The sequence below is a fragment of the Bailinhaonella thermotolerans genome, from assembly GCF_003594875.1.
Taxonomy (GTDB): domain Bacteria; phylum Actinomycetota; class Actinomycetes; order Streptosporangiales; family Streptosporangiaceae; genus Bailinhaonella; species Bailinhaonella thermotolerans.
Map to the genome: position 1 here is coordinate 468,384 of NZ_QZEY01000003.1, position 25,447 is coordinate 493,830.

Genomic DNA, 25,447 nt, shown 5'->3' on the forward strand with positions numbered 1-25,447 from the left:
GCTGGTGCGTGCGTCGGCGGGCCGCCGGGGAGGCCGCTGATGGCTCAGGGGGTGGGGTCGGCCGCCGGGCGGGGGTGGGCGGTCGTGCGCGTGGCCGTGCGGTCGGCGCGGGCGCGGTCGGTCATCGCTCGTAGGAGGCGTTGCCATCTGGCGATGTCGGGGGACGTGGACAGGGGGGTCTCCGGTCGTTCCGGGGCGATGTCGCGGGCTTGGCCCGTTCTCATCTCCGTCTCCTCCTGGTGGGGCGCCCGGAGTCCGGGGCGCAGGGTCGAGGCGAGCCGGTCCTGCTCGGCCAGGGACTCGGCCAGGCGGGCCAGGCTGGCGTGGCTGAATCCGGCCACGAGTCCCCGCTCGCGCTGCCAGCGGGGCGGCGGGGTGGACCGCATCGCCATCCAGGTCCGGTCCGGGTGCCGGGTGATCACCCAGTGCGGGTACAGCGCCGCCAGGGCCTCCAGCCGGCGCAGGTCCTCCGGGGCGAGGGTGATCTTCGGATCGTTCCACCAGCGCGTCACGGCCCGCTCCTGATCCGGGGGGTGAGCCTCCTGGACCGCGCGGCGGCCGCCTGCCGCCGCTCCTGCTCCCGCAGCTTCTCGGCGAGCGTGCCCGGATCGTCGGCGTCCACCATCCGATCGCAGCACTCCGCCATCTCGTAAGCGGTCAACCCCCGTCTCAGCGACGCCCAGAACCGCCCCGCGTCACTACGAAAGATCATCCATCCGGGGAACTCGGGGGCGAGCGCGGTGATCTCTACGTCTGGATTCGATGGCCTCTGTGTCACGGGTCACACATTGGCGCGCGGCGCACCCGCCTAATGTTCCATCTTGGAACACGCGGGCCTTTCCTTCGGCGCGGCCCTATGCGCTCATGCGGGCGTGGATGCGCCGCAACGGCTCGGGCAGCGTGCGGCGTACGTCGACGAGGTGGCTCACCACGGACCGCGCCGTCGGGTGGAAGGTGACCATCTGCGGGGCGATGGTGTCGGCCTCGGCGAGGCGGCGCTCGGCCCGGCCGTACTCGCCGGTCTCCACGTGCACCCGGGACATGTCGATCTCGTGGTGGGCACGTCGCTCGGGAGGCAGCGCGGCGAGAGTCTGCTCGCCGATCCGCTGGTCGCGGCGCGTGGCCTCGTCCATGTCGCCCAGCTCGACGGCGACGGCGGCCCCGTGGATGGCGACGTTGGCCGGGGAGAACTCCAGCCCGTGGACTCCGGGGTTCGGCGGCCCCGCCTTGACGCGCTCGGCCGCCCTGCCGAAGTACTCCCACGCCTCTCCGTCGTTGCCGCTGCCCAGGGCGGCGCGCGCGGCGATGACCGCCGAGCGCAGTTCGACGGCTCCGGCGACCTCGGCGGCGTCCGGCCGCGCGGGGTCGATGTCGGCGGCGGCACGATCGAGCAGCGCCAGCGCCGGGCGGTGCTGGTCCATGCCCATGAGAACGAGGCTTCGCGCGAGCGCCACGAGGGCGGGCAGGTGCGGGTCCTGGGCGCGCCGGGCCGTGGCCGAGGCGTACTCCAGCAGCGCCAGGGCGTCACCGCCGTACCCCAGGCGACGGGTAAGACTGACTCCGTCGCGGAGGGCCCGGCTCAGGAGCGCCCACGCTCGCAGGTCGTCCGGGTTCTCGTGCGCCCAGTAGGTCAGCTCCTCGATCACGGAGGGCAGGCGCGCCCCGATCTTCGTGAGCTTGGCCTTGGTCATGAGCTGCCGGATCGTGGCCACCTCGGCGGCCAGCGTGTCGAGGCCGCGCGGTTCCCGGCCGAGGTCCGGCCCGATCTCGACGAAGACCAGGACGCGGCGGAGTTCGGGGATGGCGGCGTGCACATGATCATCGTGGCCCTGAGTGCGGTAGGGCTGGCCGTAGATCTCCGCCGGGTCCACCCCGAGGGCCGCGGCGACGCCCGCCACGAACGCCGGGGTCGCGACCTTTCGGCCGGTCTCGACCTGGGCGATGTGCGATCGGGAGTAACGAGACCGCTCGGCGAGACCGAGTTGGGTGAAGTTCCGCCGTTTACGGGCGCGGGCGAGCCGCTTTCCCACCGTGTCCGGGGTGGCGTCATCGGACATAGGCCCTGCACCTCCTGAACCGTCGCACCCTCAGGCTAGTCGCGCGGCGTGGGGGCATGCGGGGAGAACGAGCGCGCGGCCGGGCCGTGAAGGCGGCGGCCGTACGGCCGGGAAGGGGGCCTGGTCTCGCTTCACCGACGCCGGGACGGTGGGCCGACCTCTTTTTCGGGATATGCCGGGCGGGGCTCTTGGTCGTGGCGTCGGTGAAGCGGGCCGGGCGGGTGTCAGGAGCGGGTCAGCAGGACGGCGAACTCCATCTCCCACTCGCCGGGGTCGGGCTGGTCCTCGGGGTTCGTCAGGAAGCGTTCGAGTCTCGCGGTCCAGTGCTCCGTGCCGTTCGCGCGGGTCATCGACCAGGCCAGGCCCGGCGGCGGGGTCCAGGACAGCAGTGCCGCCTCCGTCTCGAAGAGGGTGTCGGGGTGGCCCCGGTGACCGGCCGTGGCGTAGGGGCCCGCCGGGAGGACGCCCGGAGCCACCTCTCCGTCGCCTTCGACGGGGGCGGGCACCGGGACTCCGGCCTCGACCCGCATCGTGCCGTCGTCGGCGATCTCGTGGTACCGGTAGAAGAGCGGTCCCGCCGGGGCGATCCCCCGCTCGCCCAGCCAGCCGTACAACACCGGGACCCGCTCGTTGAGCAGGCCCATCGTCGTCAGCGTGACGTGGCGGGTGATTCCGGCGCTGGGCTGTTCGCCGAGGTGTTCGACGCGCGGTTCCATGCGACTCCTCCTGTGGTCGGGTTTCCCCCATCAGTACGGCGGAGCGCGGCCGGACTCATCGCGGGAGCCGTACGGGCAGACCGAAGAGGGGGAACAGCGGCACGGCGTCGAGATGGGTGGTCAGGGCGCTGATCCGGCCGCCGCGCGTCTCGATCTGGACCAGGGCGAAGGGCTCGTGGCCGCCGCCGGGCGACGGGTGGTACTGGCCGAAGGCGGCGGTGGCGTTGGCGGCCACGGGGACCAGGCGCGCGCCCTGACAGGTCCCGTCGGAGTGCAGGAGCGCGGTGCGGATGGCCTCGGCCCCCTGGAGCCACCAGGCGAACGGCGGCATGGACATCGTGGCGTCCTCGCGCAGGAGCGCGACCAGGGCGGCCACGTCGTACCGCTCGAAGGCGTCCACGTAGCGCGCGAGCAGGTCGCGCTGGGCCGGGTCGTCCGGGTCGTGCACGTCGGCGGGCGGGACGTCCACCCTCGCCAGGGTGGCCCGCGCCCGCTGCAGCGCGCTGTTGACCGCCGCCGCGCTCACCCCGAGCAGGTCCGCGACCTCGGCCGCGCGCCAGCACAGCACGTCGCGCAGGATCAGCACCGCGCGCTGCCGGGGCGGGAGCCACTGGAGCGCCGCGACGAACGCCAGCCGCACGCTCTCCCGCCGCACCGCCACGTCGGCGGGGTCCAGCACCCGGGCGTCGGGCGCCGGCCGCACCCAGTGCTCCTCGCCCAGCGGCGGCGCGGACGGGGGCCCCGAGGCCGCCGGTCCCATGTCGATCGCGATCGCGCGCCGCCGCGCCCCGCGCAGCATGTCCAGGCAGATGTTCGTCGCGATCCGGAACAACCACGCGCGCAGCGTCCCGCGCGCCTCGTCGAACCGTTCCCGGTGCCGGAACGCCCGCTCGAACGTCTCCTGCACCGCGTCCTCGGCCTCGCCCGGCGAGCCGAGCATCCGGTAGCAGTACCCGGTCAGCGCCGCGCGGTGCGCCTCCGCCCGCGACCCGACGACCTCCCCGAGCCCGTTCCCCTGCCCGTCCCCGTCCCCGTGCCCGTGCCCGTCGTCGTCCCCGCGACCGTCCCCGCGACCTTTCCCGAGACCTTTCCCGAGGCCGTCATCCGGACCGTCGTCGCGACCGTCCGCGAAACCCGGACCGAAACCGTCCCCGGACCCCGGCATCCCGCTCACTCCATCCGCCCTTCCCGCCCTTCCCGCCCGCGGTCCCCGCCCGCTCTCCCCGCGCCGCCGAGGCTAACGCCCGATCACCCCCAAGACCCCGCGAACCACCCCGCGTCCCCCCGTTTTCGCCCGTATCCGCCCTCATCGGGTACGCCGGAGGGCCGGGCAGGGCCGAAAAGAGGTCGCCGGGCGCACGGCGCGTGCCGTACATGTGTACGCATGAGCATTGAGCGGGAGATCGCGGCGGACGCCCACGGGGCGCCGGTTTTCAGTTACCAGCGCGGCGTCCGGGACGGTAGGCCCTGGGCGCACGTGCTGGAGCCCGTGGGGGCTGGGGCGCTGCCCCCGGAGACCGCCGACCTGATCCTGGAACGGTACCGGGGCTGGGTCTTCAGCGTCCCCGTCGAGATGGGCGAGGACCTGGTACGGCGGGGCGCCCGCCTCGTCCGGCACGCGCACGTGATGGAACGGCCGCCGGGCGGTGCGGGGGAGGCCGAGCCCCCGGCGGGCTTCCGGTTCACGCCGTGCGACCGGCCCGTCGCCGACCTGCTGAAGGCGTGGGAGGCGGCCTACCCGCCCGGCCACCCCGACTTCTCCGGGCGGAGCCGCGAGGCGGGGGAGGAGGAGCTGGCGGGGCTGCTCGCCGGCCGTCTGCTGGGACCGCTCCTGCCGTGCAGCTCGCTCGCCGTGGACGGGGACGGCGGCGTCGTGGCCGGGGTCCTGGTCAACGACTGGCAGGGCCGCCCGTGGATCACCGAGGTGTTCCGCCACCCGGAGGAGGCCCCGCGCGGCCTCGGCATGACCCTGCTGCGCCACGCCCTGAACCGCGCCGCCGCCGAGGGGCTGCCCGCCGTGGGCCTGGCCGTCACCCACGGGAACTCGGCGGCCCGGGTCTACGAACGCCTCGGCTTCGCCGTCACCGACACCTCCTTCACCGTCCTGGTCTGAGACGTACGAGCCCCGTCCTGGTCTGAGACGCCCAAGACTCGCCGCTTCTCTCCCGTATCACCGTTTCCGCTGGTCATCTCGTGTTTCAGCGGTGCCGGAGGGTGACTCTCACGTCTCTAGAGAGGTTGGGGATGTATCGGGATAGGAAGGGCTAACGCCCAGGTAATCCAGCAATCGGGCGGGTGTGGCGTAGCGTGCTTTGTCGGCCCTGAATCAGGCATGACCCGCAGCATTGGAGGCCTTTTGCGCGTAGCCCGGAGGTCCGGCAGGCCACGTGGCGGGGTCATAGCGGTATGGGTCCGAACGGTCCGCGGCGTCAGTCCGGGGACGACATCCGGCTGTGCAAGCGTGGCCTTCCTGGAAGAAGTAGCGGGCACCGTTAAGGTGAATACTTCACCATGGATTAACAGGATCGAGAGTATGACGACACCGCGCCAGCCGGGGGGAACGGCGCGAGCGGAGGCGTGATGGCTCGCAGGTCGACCGTTCAGCACGGTCCTCGGACCGCTGGCGACCCGGAGCAGTCGGCGTACCCGCGGTCGCCGTACGATTCCGGGGTGCCCGAGGACGAATGGCTCACCCCCCAGGGGCGCCGCAAGGGCCGGGGCCCCCGGCGTCTCCGCTGGAGCGGCGGCGGTGGCCGCTGGCTGCTCTGGATCGGACGCGCCATACTTTGGGCGCTGATTGTGGTAATTGTCGTCAATGGGGTCCGTGCCCCATTTGAGAGGATGACCCGGCAGCCTTCCGGACAAACCGGGACAGTCACCTCGACATCCCCCGATTCTGGATTCCCGACCAGCGCCGCGGCGGCCTTCGCGACGCAGTTCGCCGGGGTCTACCTGAATTTCGACGGGGAGAAGCCCGAGGACAGGAGCGCGAGCCTGGCGCCGTTCCTGCCCGAGGGGGCGCAGCAGCAGTTCGGCTGGAACGCGAACGGGCGCATGTCCGCCGGCGCGATCCAGGTCCACGAGGTGACCGTCCGCGACGCCGACAACGCCACCGTCGTGCTCGCGGCGCTGGTCAACGGCCGCCGCATGCTGCTCTCCGTGCCCGTCTACCGCTCGGGCGGCGAGAAGTCCACACGCTTCGTCGTGGCGGGCCTGCCGGCCCTGCTGCCCGCGCCCAAGCCGGCGCCCCTGGCGCCGCCGCCCCCCGCCGCGCGCGACGGCCTCGCCGAGGCCGAGCTGAAGCCCCAGCTCAGGGGCTTCTTCGAGGCGTACGCCGAGGGGGATCCAGCCAAGCTGCAGCGGTTCCTGGCCTCCGGGGTGCTCCTGGACGGGCTCGGGAACTCCATGGTCTTCGCCGAGCTCAAGGACGTCGTCGTACCTCCGGGAGGGTCAACGCGCGAAGTCAACGCCACCGTCGTGTGGCGCGTCCCGGCGCCGGGAGCCACGGGCGCGCCCAGTGGGGAGTCGGACGGGCAGGCCACCCTTGAGCAGACCTACGCCCTGGGCGTGGAGAAGCAGGGTGACAAGTGGTACGTGAGGTCCATCGGCGGCGCCGCCCGGGCGGGCTGACCGATGACCGAGAAGGGTGTGTACATGCGGCCTGCGCCTGAACGAATTCCCCTGGAGGACCGGAAGTGATTTTGGAGACCGTGCAGACGGCGGTCGAGCTCGCGGCACCGACCCCCCCGCCCCCGTCAGGCGGCATCAACACCGAAGGACTGGCGGACTTCCTGCGGACCTTCTTCGGCCCGCTGTTCCTCGTCATCGTCTCGGTGGTGGCGATCTTCTTCCTCTTCACGCGTGAGATCACCAGGTTCGTGCAGTTCATCCTGCTCGCGATCGGCATCGGCGTGATCTTCTACGTGCCCAACATCATCGAGACCACGGCGAAGGCCATCGCCGCGGCGCTCGGCATCGACGTCGGTAACTGAGGCACCCGCGGAGAAAGGAGGCATCGGGTGGATCTGCCCACGTACACCAACATCTGGCGCATCGAGAAGCGGTTGTACAAGCTGTACGACCTGCGGCTGCCCATGCCGCTCCCGATGGTCTGGATCGGTGTCTTCGTGGGCGTCATGGTGCCCTGGGCGCTGCTCCTGCGGCTGGTCGGCGTCCCCTTCGAGGCCCCCTGGCACGTCGTCTACCTGGTGCCCCCCGGCGTGGTCACCTGGCTGTCCACCCGCCCGGTCATCGAGAACAAGCGGCTGACCGAGCTGCTCCAGTCCCAGCTCCAGTACCTCGCCGAGCCCCGTACCTGGTGCCGTCTGGCCCCCGCCGACGAGCCCGCCGAGATCCAGCTCACCGCCCGGATCTGGCGCGGCGGACCGGCCCGCCTCACCGGGCCCGCGCCCGTCCCCGCGCGGCGCAAGGCCCGTCTCGCCGCGCGCAAGAAGGCCAAGGAGACCATCGCCGAGGACTGGCTCGCCCGCCCGGTCCCCGCGCACCCGGCGGCCGACCCCGCCGCGCCCCCGCCCCGCGCCGTACGGCCGGCCGTGGCCGCGGCGGCCGCCGCCGTGGGGAACCGGCCCGACCAGGCCCCCGACCTCCTGCCCCGGCCCCGCCCGCCGTACGCCCAGGATCCAGAGGCGCGGCAGGCGGAGGCCGAGCGTCTGCGCGCCATGCCCCCGCCCCGGGCCCCGCAGCCGGCGGAGGCCGACTACCGCGCCTTCCCGCCGCCCTCGGGCGAGCCCGTCCCCGGCCCGTCCCCGGCCCCCCGGCCCCAGCCCGAGCGCCGCCTCATCCAGTGGCCCGGCGCGGACGAGAGCGCCCGCGCCGCCGAGCCCGCCCGCGAGGAGCCGCACCACGCGGGCAACGGCCGCGAGGAGCCGCACCGCGCGGGCGACGGCCGCGAGGAGCCGCACCGCGCGGGCGACGGCCGCGACGAGGGCCGGACGGGCCCCTACCGTCGCCCGCCCCACGCACCGCACGCGCCGCACGCGCCGAAGGCGCCGAAGGAGCCGGCCGAGCCGGCCCCGGAGCGCCGCCTGATCGAGTGGCCGGGCCCCGACGACGCGGACCGGCGCGCGGCGGCCGGCCCTGCCGTACCTGAGACCTCAGACGACCGCGCGGCGGCGTCGCCCGGCACGCGGCCCCAGGAGGCCCCGCGCGCGGCGGCGCCGAGGCACGCCGGACCGGCGCGCGAGCTGCCCCACGACGGTCCCGGGGCGGATTCCCCGCGTCCGGCGGCCCCCGCCGCCGGGCCGGAGCCCCGCCACGCCCGCCGGGACCGCCCGGACCGCCCGGACCGCCCGGACTTCCCGGACTTCCCGGACCGTCCGGACTTCCCGGCCGAGCCGGCCGTCGAGCCCGCCGGGCCGATCGCCCGGCCGGCCGTCCCGCCCGCCGCACCCGCCACGCCGGCCGCGTCCGCCCCCCGGCAGGCGGCGGAGCCTCCGGTGGAGCCCCCGGTGGAACCCCTCGTGGAACCTCCCGTGAGCCCCTCCGTGAGCCCCCCCGTGAGCCCTCCCGTGAAACCCCCCGTGGAATCCCCGGCGGGGCCTGCGGCCGAGCGGCGGCTGATCGAGTGGCCGGGGGCCGAGCAGGAGACCCGGGCCGGGCGCGCCGGAGCGCCCGGCACGGCGGGGCCGCGGCGCGCGCGCCCCGAGACGGAACGACAAGGCGCGGGCGGGCCTGCCGTGCCCGGGGAGCGGGGGCGTGTGGAACCGGGTGAGGCGGCCGCCGAGGACGCGGTCTCGCGGCAGTACCGCAAGGGGCAGCCGCCGCAGCATCTGCGGGCGGTCGGCGCGGACCGTTCCAGCGAGGCCGAGGAGCTGCGCCGCGCCGAGGAACGCCGCCGCGCGGCCGAGGAGCAGCGCCGCAAGGCCGCCGAGGAGATGCGCGCGGCCGAGGAGCGCCGCATCGCCGAGCACCGCAGGCGGCGGCAGGCGATCGAGGAGCAGCGCCGCGCCGAGGAGGCGCGGCGCGCGGAGGAACGCCGCCTGGCCGAGGAACAGCGCCTGGCCGAGGAGCGCCGCAAGGCCGCCGAGCTGCGCGCGGAGGAGCGCCGCAGGGCCGCCGAGGAGCGGGCGGCGGGGCGGCGCCCGGCGCAGGACCCGGCCGTGTCCATCCGCGCGGTGCCGGCCAAGCCGTCGGCGGCGTCGCGGCCCGTGATGCCCGCCCCCCAGCCGCCGGTCAGGGAGCCGTTCGAGCCGCGCGTGCGCCGGGTGGAGTCGGTCGTGCGCCGTTCCGAGCCCACGGGCGGGTGGCGGCGGCTGGCGCGCGTGATGGTCGGCAGCGGCAGCCGCACCCCCGACAACCAGGTCGTGGACGAGGCGCGCGCCAAGACCGTGTTCAACGGCAGCCGGCGCATCGTCGTGCTGGGCTGCACGGGCGGCGCGGGGCAGTCCACGGCGACGCTGATGCTCGGGCACACCCTCGCCCACCACCGCGAGGACCGGATCGTGGCGGTGGACGCCAACAGCGGCGCCCACACGCTGACCACGCGCATCCGCGCCGAGTCCCCCGAGTCGCTGGGCTCGTTCCTGGCCGGGATCGACGGGGTCGGCGGATACCTGACCATGCGGGCCTACACCTCGCGCACCCGGTCCGGGCTGGAGGTCATCGCCTCCGGCGACGATCACGCGGCGCTGTCGAGCCACGACGACAGATCTCTGTTCTCCGAGGGACACCTCGATCGGGCTATCCGCGTGCTCGACCGCTACTACAAAATGATCCTTGTGGATCCGGCGGCGGCGGTGGCGGCTCGCGTCCTGCCGTATTCCGATCAGCTCATCCTCATCGCCCCGGCCAGCGAGGACGCGCCGGAGGCGGTCGCGATGACGTTCGACTGGCTCGACGGTCACGGCTGCGGCGAACTCCGCTCTCGCGCGATCATGGTGGTCAACGGCGTGAGCAAGCGGAGCCTGTCGGACGTCGAGCAGGCCGAGGCGGTGGCCCGGGGCCGCTGCCGGGCGATCGTGCGCATCCCCTGGGACGACCAGCTCGCCCCCGGCCACGACGGCCTGGTCGAGCTGGAGCACCTGCGCGCGCCCGCCCGGCGGGCGTACCTCGCCCTGGCCGGGGTTGTGGCCTCCGCGTTCGCGTCCCCCCACCACGAACAGGAGCTGGCCCGATGAGACCGGAGCGCGAACGATGAGCCGGGCAGCGCGCACCCGCAGCCGCCTCGCCGTCCGCTACTTCGACGACCGTGTCCTCCTCACCGACAACGCCGCCTGGGCCTACTACCGGCTGCCGACGGTGTCGTACGAGTTCGTGACGCCGGAGGAGCGGGAGGCCCTCGCCACCAACATCACGATCGCGCTGGCGGCGATCCGCATGCCCGACGCCGAGGTGCACCTGCGCGTCGCCCACCGCACCTACCCGGCCGCGGAGTGGGCGATGGCGCTCGACCGCACGTCGGACGAGGGCCCGGGGTGGCGCGACTACCTGGAGGAGATGTACCGCCACGTCTGGGCGAAGGACTTCTGGACCAAGGAGGTCTACCTGGGCGTACGCCTGGGACCGCGCGGCGCCCAGCTCGGGAACGGCGTCTTCGCCCAGCTCTTCGGCTTCTACCAGCGCTCGGAGAAGGTGCTGGGGCTGGAGGACGACGCGATCCCCGAGGACGAGATCGCCAAGTGGACCGACCAGTCCGAGCGGCTGGGCCGGGCGCTGGCCAGCAGCGCGCTGTTCGCCCGGCACGCGACCGCCAAGGAGGTCGCCTGGCTCTTCCAGCACGCGGTCAGCGGGTCCCTGGCCGACCCGCCCCCCTCGGCCAGCCCGCGGCGGCGGTGGGGCCGGGGCGAGATCGAGGCGCTGGTCGAGGGCCAGATCCACAACGGCCGCTCGATGCTGCGGATCGAGCAGGTCAGCGGCGAGTCCTGGCAGGCGTACCTCAGCTTCGCGCGGTTCCCCGACCTGATGCCGTTCCCCGACGGGGAGCCGTGGATCCACTTCGCCGACGCCCTGCCGTTCCCCGTCGAGGTGAGCAGCCGGATGCGGCTGATCTCCCCGGTCAAGGCCAGCAAGGACGTCGCCCGCAAGCTCGCCCACGCCCGCGACATGGACATCCACATCCGCGAGGCCGGCGCCGAGGCCCCGATCGCGCTCGCCGAGCAGATCGACGCGGCGCGCATGCTGGAGCACGGCATCACCAAGGAGCGCCTGCCGTTCGTGTACGGCTGGCACCGGCTGCTGGTGTCCGCGCCCACCGAGGAGATGTGCGCCCAGCGCGTCGAGGCGGTGGTGGAGCACTACCGCGACCTGGGGATCGACATCGTCAACTCCACCGGCGACCAGTTCTCGCTGCTGTGCGAGTCGCTGCCCGGTGAGCGCATCCGCCTCCAGGCGTACGCCCAGCGGCAGCCGCTGCGCACGATCGCCGGGGGCATGCCCATCGCGACCGTGGACCTGGGCGACCGCCCCGACGAGACCAACTCCGGCTGGGTGGGGCCGTACATCGGCGAGACCCTGGGCCGGGCCCGCTCGATCGTGCACTTCGACCCGCTGGTGGCGGCGGCCCGCAACCGCCCCACCGCGATCGCGATCACCGGGGAGCCGGGCGGCGGCAAGACCACACTGGCCCTGCTGCTGATCTACCAGATGGCGCTGCGCGGGGTCACGATCACCGTGATCGACCCCAAGGGCGACGCCGAGTCCCTGGTGCGGCTGCTCCAGAAGCGCGGGCGGCGCGCCCGGGTGCTGCCGCTGGGCTCGGCCGCGCCCGGCCTGCTCGACCCGTTCTCCTTCGGCGACGACCTGGCGGCCAAGAAGACGATGGCCACCGAGACGCTGCGGCTGCTGCTGCCGCGCATGTCCGAGGAGCGCGAGTCGGCGATGATCCAGGCGGTCACCGCGGTCGCCAACCAGCCGTCCCCCTCGCTCGGCAGGGTCGTGGACCACCTGGAGGAGTCCGACGACCCGGCGTCGAAGAACCTGGGCGCGGTGCTCCGGTCCATGTCGGAGATGCACCTCGCGCGGCTCTGCTTCGACCCGAGCGGCGGCGAGCGGCTGGACACCGAGGGCTGGACCACGGTGTTCACGCTGGGCGGGCTGACGCTGCCCGACTCGACCGTGAACCGCGACGACTACTCCTACGAGCAGCGGCTGTCCGTCGCGCTGCTCTACCTGGTCTCCCAGTTCGCCCGCCGGCTCATGAACGGCCTGGACCGGCGGCTCCCGAAGGCGATCTTCCTGGACGAGGCGTGGGCGATCACGTCCACGCCGGAGGGCGCCAAGCTGGTCCCCGAGGTCAGCCGCATGGGCCGGTCCCGCAACACCGCGCTCGTGCTGGTCTCGCAGAACGCCGGCGACCTGCTCAACGAGCAGGTGACCAACTGCCTCTCGTCCGTCTTCGCCTTCCGCTCCACCGAGCGCACCGAGGTCGACCACGTGATGTCGCTCCTCGGCGTGGACCCCTCGGAGGAGCACAAGGCCGTGCTGCGCAACCTGGGCAACGGGGAGTGCGTCTTCCGCGACCTCGACGGCCGCGCCGGGCGCATCGGGGTGGACCTGATATCCGACGACCTGCTGCGCTGGCTGGACACCAATCCGACCAGAGCGAAACCCGACGAGGACCGGTACACCGAGACCGGCGCCGAGACCGAGATCGAGGACGGGGCCGAGGACGCCGCGATGGCGTCGCAGGAGGTGCGGTGATGACGGCTCCAGGCCGTACGGCGCGGGCGTCAGCGCGCGGCGAGACAGGACCGGAGACGGCGCGGCGGACAGGGCGGAGGACGGGCGGGAAGCCGGTGCGGAGGCGGCTGGCGTTCCTGCTGGTGCTGTTCGCGGCGTTCATGATCGTCCCGGTGAGCACGGCGTCCGCGGCGGGTCCCTGCGACCTGTCCAGCGACCTGTCGCCGGAGATCGTGGACGGCGGCGTGGACGGCATGATGCAGCCGCCCGCCCCGGCCCCGGCGGCGGCGCAGAGCGGGGCGGCCCCGCCGGACCGCTCCGCCACCAACTACGGCATGTACGGCATGGCCGGGCTCAACTGGCACACCAACGAGCTGGGCTGCCAGGACGTCGCGGCGGTGCTCGGCAACACCTGGGCCAACACGATCTTCTCGTGGGCCAAGGCCGTGGACCGCATCACGATCACGACGTACCAGGCCGCCGCGACCGAGGGCCCGCTCCAGTCCATCAAGGACGTGGTGGACGACATCGTGGGCAACCTCGCCGACGCGATGTACTGGCCCTACCTGCGGCCCATCGTGATCCTGGGCGCGATCTGGCTGGCGTGGTACGGCCTGATCCGCAAACGCGCGACGACCACCACCGAGGGCGTCATCTGGATGGTGGTCGCGGTGACCGCCGCCATCTGGTTCTTCAGCCGCCCCGGCGACTTCACCGGCCTCGGCACCGCCGTGACGGAGAAGACCGGCCAGGTGGTCAACTCCGCCCTCGCGGGCCTGCCCGGCTCGTCAGGCACCTCGTGCCTGCCCGCCAAGGGCACCGCCGGGCCGGACGCCAAGCCGCTCGCGCACGACCAGGTGAACGCCTCGACGGTGGACAAGAACGCCGACGCGCTGTGGTCCACGCTGGTGTGCAAGCCCTGGCTGATGGGCGTGTTCGGCACGGCCGACCCCAGGAGCAAGTACGTCAAGGAGTACGGCGCCCCGCTGCTGGACATCCAGGCGATCGACCGGGCCGAGCAGGCGGCCAAGGAGCAGCCGGGCTCGATCGCGCACCAGAAGCGCTACGAGGCCGTCGCCGACAAGATGAAGGGCGAGCCGGCGTACTTCCTGTTCCAGGGCAAGGACTGGACCGGGCGGCTGAGCATCGCCATCGGCGCGATGATCGCCGCCATGGTCGCCGGCCTGCTGATCTTCCTGGTGGCGGTGTCGCTGCTGGTGCTCAAGGTCGGCTTCCTGATGCTGCTGATCCTGGGCCCGATCTTCCTGCTCATCGGCGTGCACCCGGGGTCCGGCCGGATCATCGCGATGCGCTGGCTGGAGATGCTCATCGGCACGCTGCTGCGGCAGGCGGTGCTGATGGTCGTGCTCGGCGTGCTGATCTACGGCTACTCGCTGATCATGACGACCGCGCTGCCGTGGGGCATGCAGATCATGTTCATGGCGCTGCTGACGATCGCGATGTTCTTCTACCGGCGGCCGTTCCAGCACCTGTTCGCCTCCATGGACGGGCGCACGTTCACCACGCGCATGCTCGGCGACGCCACGACCGCGCCCACCCTGTCCCGCGCCGCCGTGGCGCTCCCGCCGGTGGCGGGCTACCGCGCGGCCAAGTGGGGCGTGCGCAAGGCCGAACCGATCGTGCAGACCGCCGCGATGGCGACCAACCTCGCCGGGGCCGCGGCGGCCCTCGGCCGGTCCCGGGGCCGCGCCGGAGCCGACGACGGCGCGGCCGCGCCCGCCGGCGCCCAGGTGTCGGCGCGCGCCCAGGCGGCGGCCCAGGCCGGCGGCGAGGGCGAGGCGTCGGGCGCGCGGCGGCGGGCGACCAGCCGGGGCGCGGCCCCGGCCCGCACCGGCGCGGCGCCCCCGCTCAACCTGTCCGGGCGCGCCACGCCGCGCTCGTCCGTCCCCGCGCCGCGCCCGGGCCGCGCCCCCGCGAGCGGCGGCCGGGCGCCGGCGTCCCCGGCCCCCGCGGCCTCCTCCGGCGGCGGTGGCGGCGGCTCGGCCTCCGGCGGCGGCTCCGCCGGCGGTTCCGGTGGCGGCGGCTGGGCCGGGAGCGGCACGGGCTCCGGCGGCGGCTGGTTCGGCGGCCGCGGCAGGTCCGGCGGCGCGACCGCGTCCACGGGACGCCGGGCGAGCGGCGGCGGCTCCAGTGGCTCCGGTGGCTCTGGTGGCTCCGGAGGCGGGGCCCGGCGGTCCGGCGGCTCCAGCGGATCGGGCGGATCGGGCAGATCCGGAGGCAACGGACGCTCCGGTGGAGGAGACTCGGGAGGTGGCTGGTTCAGCGGCGGCTCCCGGAACGGCGGTGGCCGGGCCCGCGCCTCCGAAGGCGGCTCGTCCCGCGGCTCCGAGGCCCCGCCGCTGTGGCTGTCCTCGGGCGGTTCACGCCGCGACGACGGCGACCCCGCCCCGTTCTGGGTGCGGCCGGTCAAGAAGGACAAGTGAACGACGCCCCCGCGGCCGGTCCGCCGGACGCGGGGGCCCGCCCCGCGCGGCCGTACGCACGCGGGAGGACATGAGTCTCAGCGCCCCCGGCGGCGGGGCGCGAGCGGGAAGGGGTCATGGTGGCAGCGACGGAGGGCCGGCGACGAGGTCTCGCCTTCGCCGGAATCGTCGCCGGGCTGGCCGCCGTCGGCCTGTACCTCACGATGATGCCGGGGGAGGGGCAGCGCGCCAGCCGTACGTCCGCGGCGGTGAGCGCGGCGCCGTCGCCCTCGGCCGCGACGACGGCTCCGCCCACGGCGAATTCGACGCCGCCGACCGAAACCGATTTCGATATCTACGCGTTGTTGCCTATGGCGAAGGAACGCTTCGCGAAGGCCGCCGGGGTGGCACACGCCTTCACGGTCGCCTACACGACGTTCCGCCACGACGAGGATCTCGCCGCCCGCATCGCGCGCTTCAAGGCGTACACCACCGACGAGCTGGGGGCCACGCTCGCCAGGGACGTGTCGTCGGCGGGCGCGATCGAGCAGGAGCGGGCCGACCAGGTGGTCGCGCGGGGGGACGCGCGCCTGAAGTCGATCCGCGACATGGCCGACGGGTCCGTGGTCTTCGTGGTGGTCGCGACACAACACGTCACCTCGGCGAAGGGCACCGAGAACCGCGTCGAGGAGTACGCCGTCACCGTCACGGAGGTCGGCTCCGAATGGAGGGTGCACGACATCCAGCCGGCGGCGGTGGGCCAGGAGGGAGATGTGCAGCCATCCGCTGACCAACCGGCCGGGCAAGGAGGAAGCGTCCCGTGATTCCGATGGGAACACAGGGTCACGGCGCCAGAATCGGTTCAGGGTCCTGGCGTCGTTTACTGCCGGACGACGGGCACAAGACGCTGATCGCGCTGGGCGTGATCGCGGCCATGTTCGTGGGCCTGATCTTCGTGACACCGGTGTTCATGGGCACACTGCCCTCATTCGTGGGCGGCGGCGCCGACTGCGAGGTCGCCCCACCCAAGGACTCGACGCAGTCGGGGACGGCGCGCGCGGACATCCCCGCCGACTACCTCAAGCTCTACCAGGACGCCGGCCGCGAGATCGGCGTGCAGTGGAACGTCCTGGCGGCCGTGGGCAAGCGGGAGAGCGACCACGGGCGGTCCACCATGCCCGGCGTCCAGAGCGGGACGAACCACGCGGGCGCGGCCGGTCCCATGCAGTTCCTCATCAGCACGTGGGGCGGCAAGGCCAAGATCAAGATGCCGTCCAAGGTGAACGGCTACGCGACCGACGGCGACGGGGACGGCTGGGCCGACGTCTACAACCCGGCCGACGCGATCCCGGCCGCGGCCAAGATGCTCAAGCGGAACGGCGCCCCGCAGAAGCTGGAGCAGGCGCTCTTCGCCTACAACCGGGCGATGTGGTACGTCCGGCAGGTCCTCGCGATCGCGAAGAACTACGCGAACGAGGGCGTCATCCCGGTCCCGGAGAAGCCCGCCGAGGACTGCGACGTGAGCGACCGGCCCGGCGCGGACCAGGGCCCCGTCGTGGAGGAGATCCTGGCGTACGCGATGAAGCAGCGCGGCAAGCCGTACATCTGGGGCGGGACCGGACCGCGCGGCTTCGACTGCTCCGGGATCATCTACATGGCCTACCGCGAGGCGGGGCTGTCGATCCCGCGCACGACGTTCGGCCAGTGGCCGTTCGGCGTGAAGATCCAGGCGGGCACCGAACGGCCCGGCGACCTGGTCTTCTTCAACTCCGGGCCCGGCACGAGCGCCAACAACCCCGGGCACGTCGGCATGGTCGTGAGCAAGGGCAAGATGATCGAGGCGCGCTGCACCCGCTGCGGCCCGATCAAGGTGACGTCCTACACCGACCGGCCCAACAAGGTCGGCTTCACCCGGCCCCTCGACCACCCGGCCGTGCGGCGGCAGATCGCCCAGCGGCAGGCGTGATCGGGACGTGACGCGCGCGGCCCCCGCGACCGTGGAGAATAGGCCTCCATGGACAATCTCGTCGTGGGGGCCGCGATCGTCGCCGGGGGGCGGCTGCTGGCCGCGCAGCGTGCCGAGCCGCCCGAGCTGGCCGGAGGCTGGGAGTTCCCCGGCGGCAAGGTCGATCCCGGGGAGAGCGACGAGCAGGCGCTGATCCGCGAGTGCCGCGAGGAACTGGGCGTGGAGATCGCGCTCGGCGCGCGCGTCGGGGGCGACTGGCGGCTGGGCGGCGACTACGTGATGCGGGTGTGGCTCGCGACGCTCGTGGCCGGCACGCCCGAGGCGCGCGAGCACCTGGCGCTGCGGTGGCTGCGCCCGGACGAGCTGTACGACGTGGAGTGGCTGCCCGGCGACCTGCCGATCGTCGAGGCCGTGGAGCCCCGGCTGCGCAAGGCCGAGAGCTGACCCGGCGGCGCGCCGGGAAGGGGAAGATCTACCAAGCGATCGCGCGTCCTGGGGGAGTTTGTCCGCAGTAACCTGCTGTGGCTGATTGTAATCACCTGCGCACTCATCGTATTTTGATCTCTGCGGCTGATCCGTATCGGGGGAACGGGAGCGCGACATGGGCGAACGATGCGCCACTGCGCGTCGCCTCGTGCTCGTGGCCGCCGTCTCCGCGGGCGCGGCCCTCCCCGCCGCCGTCCTCTCGCCCGTCCAGGCCGGACCCTCGGCGCCGCCGAGCCTGCGCGTCGAGGTGATCGCCGACGGCGCCCCGCCGTACGACAGGCTGGACACCGGGCCGCGCGACGGGCGCGTGCGCGCGGGGGATTCGGTGCTCTACCGCGTCGAGGCCCGCCCGGGGAGCCGCCCGGCGCGTGCCGTACGGCTGTCGCTGACGGCCTCGCCGGACGCGGAGCTGGCGGCCGGGCGGGGTCGCGAGGGCCGGTGGCGGCGCGGTCCCGTGGCGTACGACCTGGGGGACCTGCGCGGGCGGCGGCGGGTCGAGGCGCGGCTGCGGGTCCCGCGCGGGGCGTCGTCGGTGACGCTGCGCGCCGCGCTCAGCGAGAGCGGGGGGCCGCCGGTCGTGACGCGGGAGCGCACGGTCCGCGTCGTGGGGCCGGTGAGCGCGATGTCCCGGCCCTCACGTCCCGGGGGACCGCCGGGGCCGGGGGAGACGCCCGAGGGGTTCATGTCCGAGCTGCTCTCCGGGCTGGCGGAGGCCGGTCCGGCGTACGGCGCGCCCGCCTGGCCGCACGCGAGCCACGGGGACGTGGGAATCGGCGACCTGGTCCAGGAACGGCCCGCGCCCCGCCCCGGCGGGGACACGGAGGGCCGCCCGCGCGGGGCCGCGCCCGGGTCCCCGGGCCGCCCGTCGATGCCGCCCCTGCCGCACCTGCCGATCAGGCCGCCGCGCCCGGCCGTCCCGGCGCCCGCGCCCCTGCCGGGCCTGGGGGAGCTGCGCCCGCCCGTCCCGCCGAGGGTCAAGCCGCCCGCCGGGCCCGCGCTGCCGCTGGTCGCGCCCACCGGCCAGGCCCCGATCGGCCGTTCGCCCATCGTCACGAGCGTCGAGCCGGACCGCTCGGACCCCACGCCGGGCCGGCGGCTCATCGCGTTCACCACGGCCGCCGTGCGCAGCCCGGTCACGGTGGCCGTCGCGATCCTGCTCCTCCTGCTTCTCCTCACCCTCCAGCCCCGCCTGCGCCGCGACCCCCGCCAGGCCCCCTGACCCCGCCGCGCCGGGGGCGTCACCCGTTTGCGCCTGGCCGCGTCCAGGGGAGGGCCATTCCGGCGGCCCGCGCCGCGCCGAGGGTGAAGGGGCCGACCCCGGTCCCTTCCGGGCCGTGCCGGGCTGATGGCGAGGGGTCACTCTGGCCTCAGCGCTGGATTTCCGTAACCGCGGGGCCGTTGTTTTTCCGATTCGGGGCGAATTTCTGGTGGGATCTTGAGGATGGTGTATATGCGGAAATAATGTAGGACGTTGCGTAGCCGGCGAGCGCGGAGGTCCCGAGGTGACAGGACGGGCACGGGCGACAGCTCTCTCCGCCCTTCTCGCGACCGGGGGCCTCGCGGGCCTCGGGGTGCTGGCGGCGGTGCCGATCAGCGCCAGCGCCGCCGCGACCTCGGCCGCGGCGGGCCTGTCCATCGAGCTGAGGGTGGCCGAGGACGGCACCCAGCCCTTCGACCAGGCCACCGACGCCGGGCCGAACAACCAGATCGTGCGGGCCGGGGACAAGGTCAAGTACTCCGCGCGGGTGAGCCCCGGCGCGGGGAGCGAGGCGGCGCGCGGCGCGAGCGTCACCTTCTCGGTGACCGGGGCGAACGGCGTCACGCCGGCCCCGCTGTGCTCGGCCCCGAGCGGCGCGACCTGCACGCTCGGCGACCTGTCCGCCCCCGTGGACATCCCGGTCGAGGTGCTGGTGCCGCAGGGCGCGCAGGGCTCGCTGAAGTTCACGGCGAGCGCGCGCGCCTCGAACTCGATCACGGCGACGCAGAGCGTGGACGTGCAGGTCAAGGGCACCCGCACGACGCCGCCCGGCCCGTTCACCGGCGGGACCGGGCAGACCGAGGACCCGGGCAGGGACTTCGGGGTCACCGGGTCGGCGTCCCCGACCCCGGCCCCGAGCCAGGTCCAGGCGACGGCGAGCCCGACCGTCACGATCACCACCACGGTCACGATCACGCCGACACACACGGTGACCGCCAAGCCGCCGCCGGCCAAGCCCCGGCAGACCAAGCCCGCGAGCACCAAGCCCGCGACCACGAAGCCGGCCGCGCCGCCCGTGCCCAAGCCGGGCAAGAGCACGACGCCGAGTCAGCCCGCGAGCCAGCCCGGGACCGGGACCGGCGGCGACGGCAGTTGGGGCGGCACCAACCCCTCGGTGAACACGCCGGGCGGGAACAACGGCGTCACCAACCCCGACCCCGCGCCCAGCGGCGGCGACGTCACAGCGCCAGGGGCCGACGACGACATCAGGCTGCCGGAGGGCCAGGACCCCAACGTGGCGGGCCCGGGGCAGCAACAGCAGCAGCAGCCGCAGCAGAACACCGCGTCGAGCAAGGAACTGGTGGTCCGCGACCAGGCCGACAGCCGGCGCCAGAGTGAGATCACCTTGAGCCGCCAGGCCAGCGTCACCGGCCTCGCGGTCATCCTCTTCGTGATCTTCGGCATCCTCCTCATGGAGGGCAAGCTGCGCAAGGTCGCCCACGCCGCCGCCGTACGGGCCGCCGGGCCCCGTCCCCCGGCCCGCCACCGCCGCCGGAAGGCCGCGCCCGAGGACCCCCAGCCTCCCGCGCCGCCGGTCTACACGGTCCCGGTCTACCAGAACCCGTCCTACCCGCCGGCCCCGTACCCGGGTCCCGTCTACCAGCCCCCGCTCTACCAGGGCCCCATCCCGCCGGGCGTCCAGATCTGGTACCCACCCCAGCAGCCGCCGCCCCCGCACGACCGCTGACCCGGCCGCCGCCGGCGGGCCTCGCCGTCCTGCGCCGATCACGCGACCCCGCCTCCGCCCGAGCCGAGCCGCTTGGGCGGTGCCGGGGCGGGCGCGGAATCGCGTGACCGGGTTCTCCGGGTCCGGGGTCAGGCGCTGGGGTCGGCCCCGGCGAGGATGGCGTTGATCTGGCGGGCCAGTTCGAAGTCCAGGACGGTCACGCCGCCGGCGGAGTGGGTCCAGTTCACGAAGGTGACGTGGTCGCCCTCCCGCTCGACCGCCGGGTGGTGGTCGATGTGGTCGGCGGCCTCCATGACCCGCGCGATCAGGTCTTCCAGCTCGGCCTCGGGCACGACCACCGTTCGCGAGATCCGCTCCGGGCCGCCGTCCCAGCCCTCGACGTCCTGTAGGAACTGCGCCACCTGTTCGGGAGTCAGCAAGTCGCTCATGCCCGAACCCTAGGGCCATTCACCCCATCCCGCGCATCCTTCCCTCTTCGCCCTTCGAACTCCCCGGGCCCCGGCCCGCACGGCGAGCGCCGACCCGTACGGCGAGCGCCGGCCCGTACGGCGAGCGCCGGCCCGTACGGCGAGCGCCGGCCCGTACGGCGGGCGCCGGCCCGTACGGCGGGCGCCGGCCCGTACGGCGGGCGCCGGCCCGTACGGCGGGCGCCGGGCCGTACGGCGGGCGCCGGGCCGTACGGCGGGCGGCGGCCGTAAGGCGGGGCGGGCGCGGCGGTGGCTGGAGCACGTGCTGCGGGCCGCGTTCCGGCCCGAGGACGTTGGCCTACTGCCGTCACCGGCTGGGGAGCTGGCGCTGCGCGCGGGCGACCTGGACCGGGCCGAGCGGGAGTACGCCGCGGCGGCGCGAGCCGTATCCCGGCACCTGCCGTCGGCGGCCGGGCGGGCGCGGGTGGCGGCGGCGCGCGGCGACCGGGCCGGGGCCGTCACGCGGTACCGGTCCGTCGTGGAGCGGCTGCCGCCGCCGCAGTACCTCGTCGAGTACGGCGAGGCGCTGGCGGCCTCGGGCGGCTCCCCGGCGGAGGCGTGGCGGCTGCTCGCCGGGGCGCGGCGCGTGCAGGCGGCGGCCGGGGTGCGCGACGACCTGACCTGGGCGGAGTACGAGGCCGACCACGGAGACCCGATGGCGGCGGTGCGGCACGCCCGCGCCGAGTACGCCCGCCACCCCAACCCCGTCGCCGCCGACGCGCTCGCCTGGGCGCTGCACCGCGCGGGCGTGCGGGCCGAGGCGCTGCGGTTCTCCCGCGAGGCGACCCGCACCGGGTGGCGCAACGCCCTCCTCCTGTACCACCGGGCCGAGATCGAGAAGGCCGCGGGCCTGGACGACCGGGCCTCCCGGGCCGCGTCGCGCGCCGCCGACCCCCGGTTCGACCCCCGCCTGCCCGCCCTCGCGAGGCCGTCATGATCGTGCCGCTCGCGCTCGCCGATCCGCTGGGGAACTTCACGGTCAACCACCACAACGGGCTGCGCCTGTCGCCCGGCCGCGTCGCGAACCTGGCCGTCGTGGACGCGGCCGAGCTGCCGACCCTCCAGGAGCAGGCCGAGGTCGCCGCGCGCGGCCCCCGGGCCCATGCTGTACGGCGGTGCGCGGAGCTGGCCGCCGCGCAGACGGTGCGCGTGGACGGCCGGGCGCTGCGCTGGCGGGTGGGCGCCGCCTCCTTCGCCTACGCCCCCGGTCAGGGAGGACTGCGGACCAGCCGGCTGACCTGCGTGCTGTCGGCTCCGGCCGCGCTCGCCCGCCCCGGGTCCGTGGTGTTCGCGGACGCCTACCTGGCCGATCGCCCCGGCTGGCAGGAGATCACGCGGTGGGCGACGGGGTACGGCTCGCGCGCCCCGCCGTGCCCGCCGTGAGCCCGACGGACGAGCTGCGGCGGTACCCGGCGGACCCCTTCGCCGAGCCCCTGGACCAGCGGGCCGTGACGCTGCGCACGGGTCCCGGGCCCGCGGAGGGCGCGGCCGTGCCCGGGCCGCCGGACGCGGGGTGGCCCGGGCGGGCGTTCGCGGCGCTGGACCGGGCCTTCACCGGCCTGGTGGGCGTGGACCGCCTCACGCTCCCGGCGGCGCCGGCGGCCGTGCTGCCGGCGGTGGTCCTGGGCGCGGGCCACGCCGTCATGCCCGGTCACGGCAAGACGGTCATGGCGGCCTACCTCGCCGGCCGCCGGGGCCGCCGCCGCGACGCCCTGACCGTCGGACTGACGGTGACCTTCACCCACACCGCGGGCGTCCTGCTCGCCGGGCTCGCCCTCACGCTCTTCTCCGGCCTCGCGGGCGAGACCCTGATCGCCTGGCTGGGCGCCGCGAGCGGCCTCCTGATCGCCGCCATCGGGGCCGCCCTCCTCCGCCCCGCCCTGCGAGCCCGCTCTCCCGCCTGTCGTCCCTCACCCCGGTCACGACGTCCCTCGCGGTGATCGCCGTCGGCGCGCTCCTCACTCTCCGCGCCGCGGCCGCCGCCCTGTCGTGATCCCGCGATCCCGGGGGCCCCGGCCCACGTGGAGGCCGGGGCGGAACCGCAGGATCACGGGCGGAGAGGGCGGGCGCGGGTCAGGAGGTCTTCTCGGAACGGCGGCGGAAGATCTTGTCGCCGAGCCAGACCAGGGGGTCGTACCGGCGGTCCACCACGCGCTCCTTGAGGGGGATCAGGGCGTTGTCGGTGATCTTGATGTGCTCGGGGCAGACCTCGGTGCAGCACTTGGTGATGTTGCAGTAGCCCAGGCCGTGCTGGTCCTGCGCGGCCTGCTTGCGGTCGGCCACGTCGTAGGGGTGCATGTCCAGCTCGGCGATGCGCATGAGGAAGCGGGGGCCGGAGAAGTTCGGCTTGTTCTCCTCGTGGTCCCGGATGACGTGGCAGACGTTGTTGCACAGGAAGCACTCGATGCACTTGCGGAACTCCTGCGAGCGCTCCACGTCGACCTGCTTCATCCGGTACTCGCCGGGCTTGACCCCCGCCGGGGGCGTGAACGAGGGGACCTCCCGCGCCTTCTGGTAGTTGAAGGACACGTCGGTCACCAGGTCCTTGATCACCGGGAACGTGCGCAGCGGCGTGACCGTGACCGTCTCGTCCTCGGTGAAGGTGGACATCCGGGTCATGCACCCCAGCCGGGGCTTGCCGTTGATCTCCATGGAGCACGAGCCGCACTTGCCGGCCTTGCAGTTCCAGCGGACCGCCAGGTCGGGCGTCTGGGTGGCCTGGAGCCGGTGCAGGACGTCCAGGACCACCTCGCCCTCGTTCACCTCGACGGTGAAGTCCTCCAGCCGCCCGTCCCCGCCTTCGCCCCGCCAGACGCGGAACTTCGCCTTGTAGCCCATCAGGCCTCCTTCTCGACGAGGGCGTCGTATTCGGACAGCTCCGCCTCGGTCAGGTACTTCTTCAGCTCGTCGCGTTCGAACAACGTGATCAGGTCGTCGCGCATCGAGGGCTGGACCTTCTCCTCGATGTTCACCGTGGACCCGTCGAGGCGGCAGACCAGCAGCTTGCGCCGCCACTCGGGGGACATGCCGGGGAAGTCGTCGCGGGTGTGGCCGCCGCGGCTCTCCTCGCGCAGGAGCGCCGCCTTCGCCACGCACTCCGACACCAGCAGCATGTTGCGCAGGTCGATCGCCAGGTGCCAGCCGGGGTTGTAGATCCGCCCGCCGGCCGCCCCGGTGACCCCGGCGCGCTCCTTGAGCTTCTCGATCGCGCCCAGCGCCTCGGAGATCTCGTCGGCCTTGCGGATGATGCCGACCAGGTCGTTCATCGTCTGCTGGAGCTCGTGGTGCACGGTGTAGGGGTTCTCGCCGCCCTCACGCTCCAGCGGCGCGAGCGCCTCGGCCTCCGCCTGCCGTACGGCCTCCTCGGGGGCCTTCGGGCGGGCCGTGAGGCCGTCGACGTACGCCGCGGCGCCCGCCCCGGCCCGGCGGCCGAAGACCAGCAGGTCGGACAGGGAGTTGCCGCCCAGGCGGTTGGAGCCGTGCATGCCGCCGGACACCTCGCCCGCCGCGAACAGGCCGGGCACCGAGGCCGCGCCGGTGTCGGCGTCCACCTCGACCCCGCCCATGATGTAGTGGCAGGTCGGGCCCACCTCCATCGGCTCGCGGGTGATGTCCACGTCCGCCAGCTCCTTGAACTGGTGGTGCATGGACGGCAGCCGCCGCACGATCTCCTCGGCCGGCATGCGGGTGGAGACGTCGAGGTAGACGCCGCCGTGGGGCGTGCCGCGCCCGGCCTTGACCTCGGAGTTGATCGCGCGGGCCACCTCGTCACGGGGCAGCAGCTCGGGCGGGCGGCGGTTGTTCGCCTGGTCGGTGTACCAGCGGTCCGCCTCCTCCTCGGTGGTGGCGTACTTGTCCTTGAACACGTCGGGGACGTACTCGAACATGAACCGCTTGCCCTCGGAGTTGCGCAGCACCCCGCCGTCGCCGCGCACCGACTCGGTGACGAGGATGCCGCGCACCGACGGCGGCCAGACCATGCCGGTCGGGTGGAACTGGATGAACTCCATGTTGATCAGCCCGGCGCCGGCCATGAGGGCGAGCGCGTGGCCGTCGCCGGTGTACTCCCAGGAGTTGGAGGTCACGACGTACGACTTGCCGATGCCGCCGGTCGCGAGCACCACGGCGGGGGCCTCGAAGCAGATGAAGTTGCCGGTCTCCCGCCAGTAGCCGAACGCGCCCGCGATCGCGTCGCCGTCCTTCAGCAGGCGCGTGACCGTGCACTCCTGGAAGACCTTGATGTACGCCTCGGGGTCGCCGTGCAGCTTGTCGTCCTCCTGCTGGAGGGCGACGACGCGCTGCTGGAGGGTGCGGATCAGCTCCAGGCCGGTGCGGTCGCCGACGTGCGCGAGGCGGGGGTACTCGTGGCCGCCGAAGTTGCGCTGGCTGATCTTGCCGTCCTTCGTGCGGTCGAACAGCGCGCCCCAGGCCTCCAGCTCCCACACCCGGTCGGGGGCCTCCTGGGCGTGCAACTCGGCCATGCGCCAGTTGTTGAGGAACTTCCCGCCCCGCATGGTGTCACGGAAGTGGACCTGCCAGTTGTCACTGGGGTTCACGTTGCCCATCGCCGCGGCGGCGCCGCCCTCGGCCATCACCGTGTGGGCCTTGCCGAACAGGGACTTGCACACCACCGCCGTGCGCTTGCCCTGCTGCCGCGCCTCGATCGCCGCGCGCAGACCCGCGCCGCCGGCGCCGATCACGACGACGTCGTAGGAGTGCCGTTCAATCTCGGTCATCGTTCTGGATCACCC

General features: G+C 74.1%; 22 protein-coding genes. 14 read left to right on the forward strand and 8 right to left on the reverse strand.

Going from position 1 to position 25,447, the window contains the following annotated elements; all coding sequences use genetic code 11:
- Positions 1-44: 44 nt before the first annotated feature.
- The 5 genes from D5H75_RS11315 to D5H75_RS11335 all read right to left on the reverse strand — a co-directional run bounded on the left by D5H75_RS11315 (position 45) and on the right by D5H75_RS11335 (position 3,938).
- Entirely contained in the window at positions 45-512 is a 468-nt protein-coding gene (locus tag D5H75_RS11315) for a hypothetical protein (protein WP_119926331.1), read from the reverse strand.
- Positions 509-661, reverse strand: coding sequence for a hypothetical protein (locus D5H75_RS11320; protein WP_202638050.1), 153 nt, complete (start codon positions 659-661; stop codon positions 509-511). Before D5H75_RS11320 ends, D5H75_RS11315 begins: the two co-directional genes overlap by 4 nt.
- 193 nt (positions 662-854) lie before the next feature.
- Positions 855-2,057: a helix-turn-helix domain-containing protein gene (locus D5H75_RS11325; protein ID WP_119926333.1), complete on the reverse strand. Its 1,203-nt coding sequence runs from the start codon at positions 2,055-2,057 to the stop codon at positions 855-857.
- Between the two features lie 224 nt (positions 2,058-2,281).
- The gene (locus D5H75_RS11330) at positions 2,282-2,773 is read right to left on the reverse strand and encodes a GyrI-like domain-containing protein (protein WP_119926334.1); all 492 of its coding nucleotides are present in this window, start codon (positions 2,771-2,773) and stop codon (positions 2,282-2,284) included.
- 55 nt (positions 2,774-2,828) lie between these two features.
- Positions 2,829-3,938: a sigma-70 family RNA polymerase sigma factor gene (locus D5H75_RS11335; RefSeq protein WP_119926335.1), complete on the reverse strand. Its 1,110-nt coding sequence runs from the start codon at positions 3,936-3,938 to the stop codon at positions 2,829-2,831.
- Positions 3,939-4,157: 219 nt separating this feature from the next.
- Between D5H75_RS11335 and D5H75_RS11340 the strand changes: the two genes are divergently transcribed.
- From D5H75_RS11340 to D5H75_RS11390, 11 genes are all read left to right on the forward strand, one after another.
- Positions 4,158-4,886 carry a GNAT family N-acetyltransferase gene (locus D5H75_RS11340; RefSeq protein WP_119926336.1) on the forward strand — a complete coding sequence of 243 codons (729 nt, stop codon included), beginning with the start codon at positions 4,158-4,160 and terminating at the stop codon, positions 4,884-4,886.
- A 728-nt stretch (positions 4,887-5,614) separates the two neighbouring features.
- Entirely contained in the window at positions 5,615-6,403 is a 789-nt protein-coding gene (locus D5H75_RS11345) for a conjugal transfer protein (RefSeq protein WP_242454144.1), read from the forward strand.
- A gap of 80 nt (positions 6,404-6,483) precedes the next feature.
- Positions 6,484-6,765 carry a hypothetical protein gene (locus tag D5H75_RS11350; protein WP_242454189.1) on the forward strand — a complete coding sequence of 94 codons (282 nt, stop codon included), beginning with the start codon at positions 6,484-6,486 and terminating at the stop codon, positions 6,763-6,765.
- 27 nt (positions 6,766-6,792) lie between these two features.
- On the forward strand, positions 6,793-9,909 hold the full coding sequence (locus tag D5H75_RS44045; protein WP_119926339.1) for a TcpE family conjugal transfer membrane protein: 3,117 nt from the start codon (positions 6,793-6,795) through the stop codon (positions 9,907-9,909).
- 16 nt (positions 9,910-9,925) lie between these two features.
- The gene (locus D5H75_RS11360) at positions 9,926-12,430 is read left to right on the forward strand and encodes an ATP-binding protein (RefSeq protein ID WP_119926340.1); all 2,505 of its coding nucleotides are present in this window, start codon (positions 9,926-9,928) and stop codon (positions 12,428-12,430) included.
- 95 nt (positions 12,431-12,525) lie between these two features.
- Complete coding sequence (locus D5H75_RS11365; protein ID WP_242454146.1) at positions 12,526-14,853, forward strand: type IV secretion system protein; 2,328 nt, start codon at positions 12,526-12,528, stop codon at positions 14,851-14,853.
- Positions 14,854-14,969: 116 nt separating this feature from the next.
- Entirely contained in the window at positions 14,970-15,656 is a 687-nt protein-coding gene (locus tag D5H75_RS41465; protein WP_202638051.1) for a hypothetical protein, read from the forward strand.
- A 5-nt stretch (positions 15,657-15,661) separates the two neighbouring features.
- Positions 15,662-16,798, forward strand: coding sequence for a C40 family peptidase (locus D5H75_RS11375; RefSeq protein WP_119926341.1), 1,137 nt, complete (start codon positions 15,662-15,664; stop codon positions 16,796-16,798).
- Between the two features lie 48 nt (positions 16,799-16,846).
- The gene (locus D5H75_RS11380; RefSeq protein WP_119926342.1) at positions 16,847-17,242 is read left to right on the forward strand and encodes a (deoxy)nucleoside triphosphate pyrophosphohydrolase; all 396 of its coding nucleotides are present in this window, start codon (positions 16,847-16,849) and stop codon (positions 17,240-17,242) included.
- 157 nt (positions 17,243-17,399) lie between these two features.
- Positions 17,400-18,503, forward strand: a complete 1,104-nt coding sequence (locus D5H75_RS11385; protein WP_147425116.1) for a hypothetical protein — start codon at positions 17,400-17,402, stop codon at positions 18,501-18,503.
- 283 nt (positions 18,504-18,786) lie between these two features.
- Positions 18,787-20,229 (forward strand): hypothetical protein, encoded by a 1,443-nt coding sequence (locus D5H75_RS11390; protein ID WP_147425117.1) that lies wholly within the window; start codon positions 18,787-18,789, stop codon positions 20,227-20,229.
- Positions 20,230-20,357: 128 nt separating this feature from the next.
- On the opposite strand, the gene D5H75_RS11395 is transcribed toward D5H75_RS11390, so the two are convergent.
- Entirely contained in the window at positions 20,358-20,657 is a 300-nt protein-coding gene (locus D5H75_RS11395) for a 4a-hydroxytetrahydrobiopterin dehydratase (RefSeq protein WP_119926345.1), read from the reverse strand.
- A gap of 301 nt (positions 20,658-20,958) precedes the next feature.
- On the opposite strand from D5H75_RS11395, the gene D5H75_RS44050 reads away from it, so the two are divergent.
- The 3 genes from D5H75_RS44050 to D5H75_RS11410 are packed head-to-tail and all read left to right on the forward strand — an operon-like array spanning position 20,959 to position 22,636.
- Positions 20,959-21,633 (forward strand): hypothetical protein, encoded by a 675-nt coding sequence (locus D5H75_RS44050; RefSeq protein ID WP_119926346.1) that lies wholly within the window; start codon positions 20,959-20,961, stop codon positions 21,631-21,633.
- Positions 21,630-22,079 (forward strand): hypothetical protein, encoded by a 450-nt coding sequence (locus tag D5H75_RS11405; protein WP_119926347.1) that lies wholly within the window; start codon positions 21,630-21,632, stop codon positions 22,077-22,079. The genes D5H75_RS44050 and D5H75_RS11405 overlap by 4 nt, the downstream gene beginning before the upstream one ends.
- Positions 22,034-22,636, forward strand: coding sequence for a sulfite exporter TauE/SafE family protein (locus D5H75_RS11410; RefSeq protein WP_119926348.1), 603 nt, complete (start codon positions 22,034-22,036; stop codon positions 22,634-22,636). The genes D5H75_RS11405 and D5H75_RS11410 overlap by 46 nt, the downstream gene beginning before the upstream one ends.
- Positions 22,637-22,769: 133 nt before the next feature.
- Here D5H75_RS11410 and D5H75_RS11415 read toward each other — a convergent pair whose 3' ends face one another.
- Both D5H75_RS11415 and D5H75_RS11420 read right to left on the reverse strand, forming a co-directional pair.
- Positions 22,770-23,534: a succinate dehydrogenase/fumarate reductase iron-sulfur subunit gene (locus tag D5H75_RS11415; RefSeq protein ID WP_119926349.1), complete on the reverse strand. Its 765-nt coding sequence runs from the start codon at positions 23,532-23,534 to the stop codon at positions 22,770-22,772.
- On the reverse strand, positions 23,534-25,432 hold the full coding sequence (locus tag D5H75_RS11420) for a fumarate reductase/succinate dehydrogenase flavoprotein subunit (protein ID WP_119926350.1): 1,899 nt from the start codon (positions 25,430-25,432) through the stop codon (positions 23,534-23,536). The genes D5H75_RS11415 and D5H75_RS11420 overlap by 1 nt, the downstream gene beginning before the upstream one ends.
- Positions 25,433-25,447 lie beyond the last annotated feature (15 nt).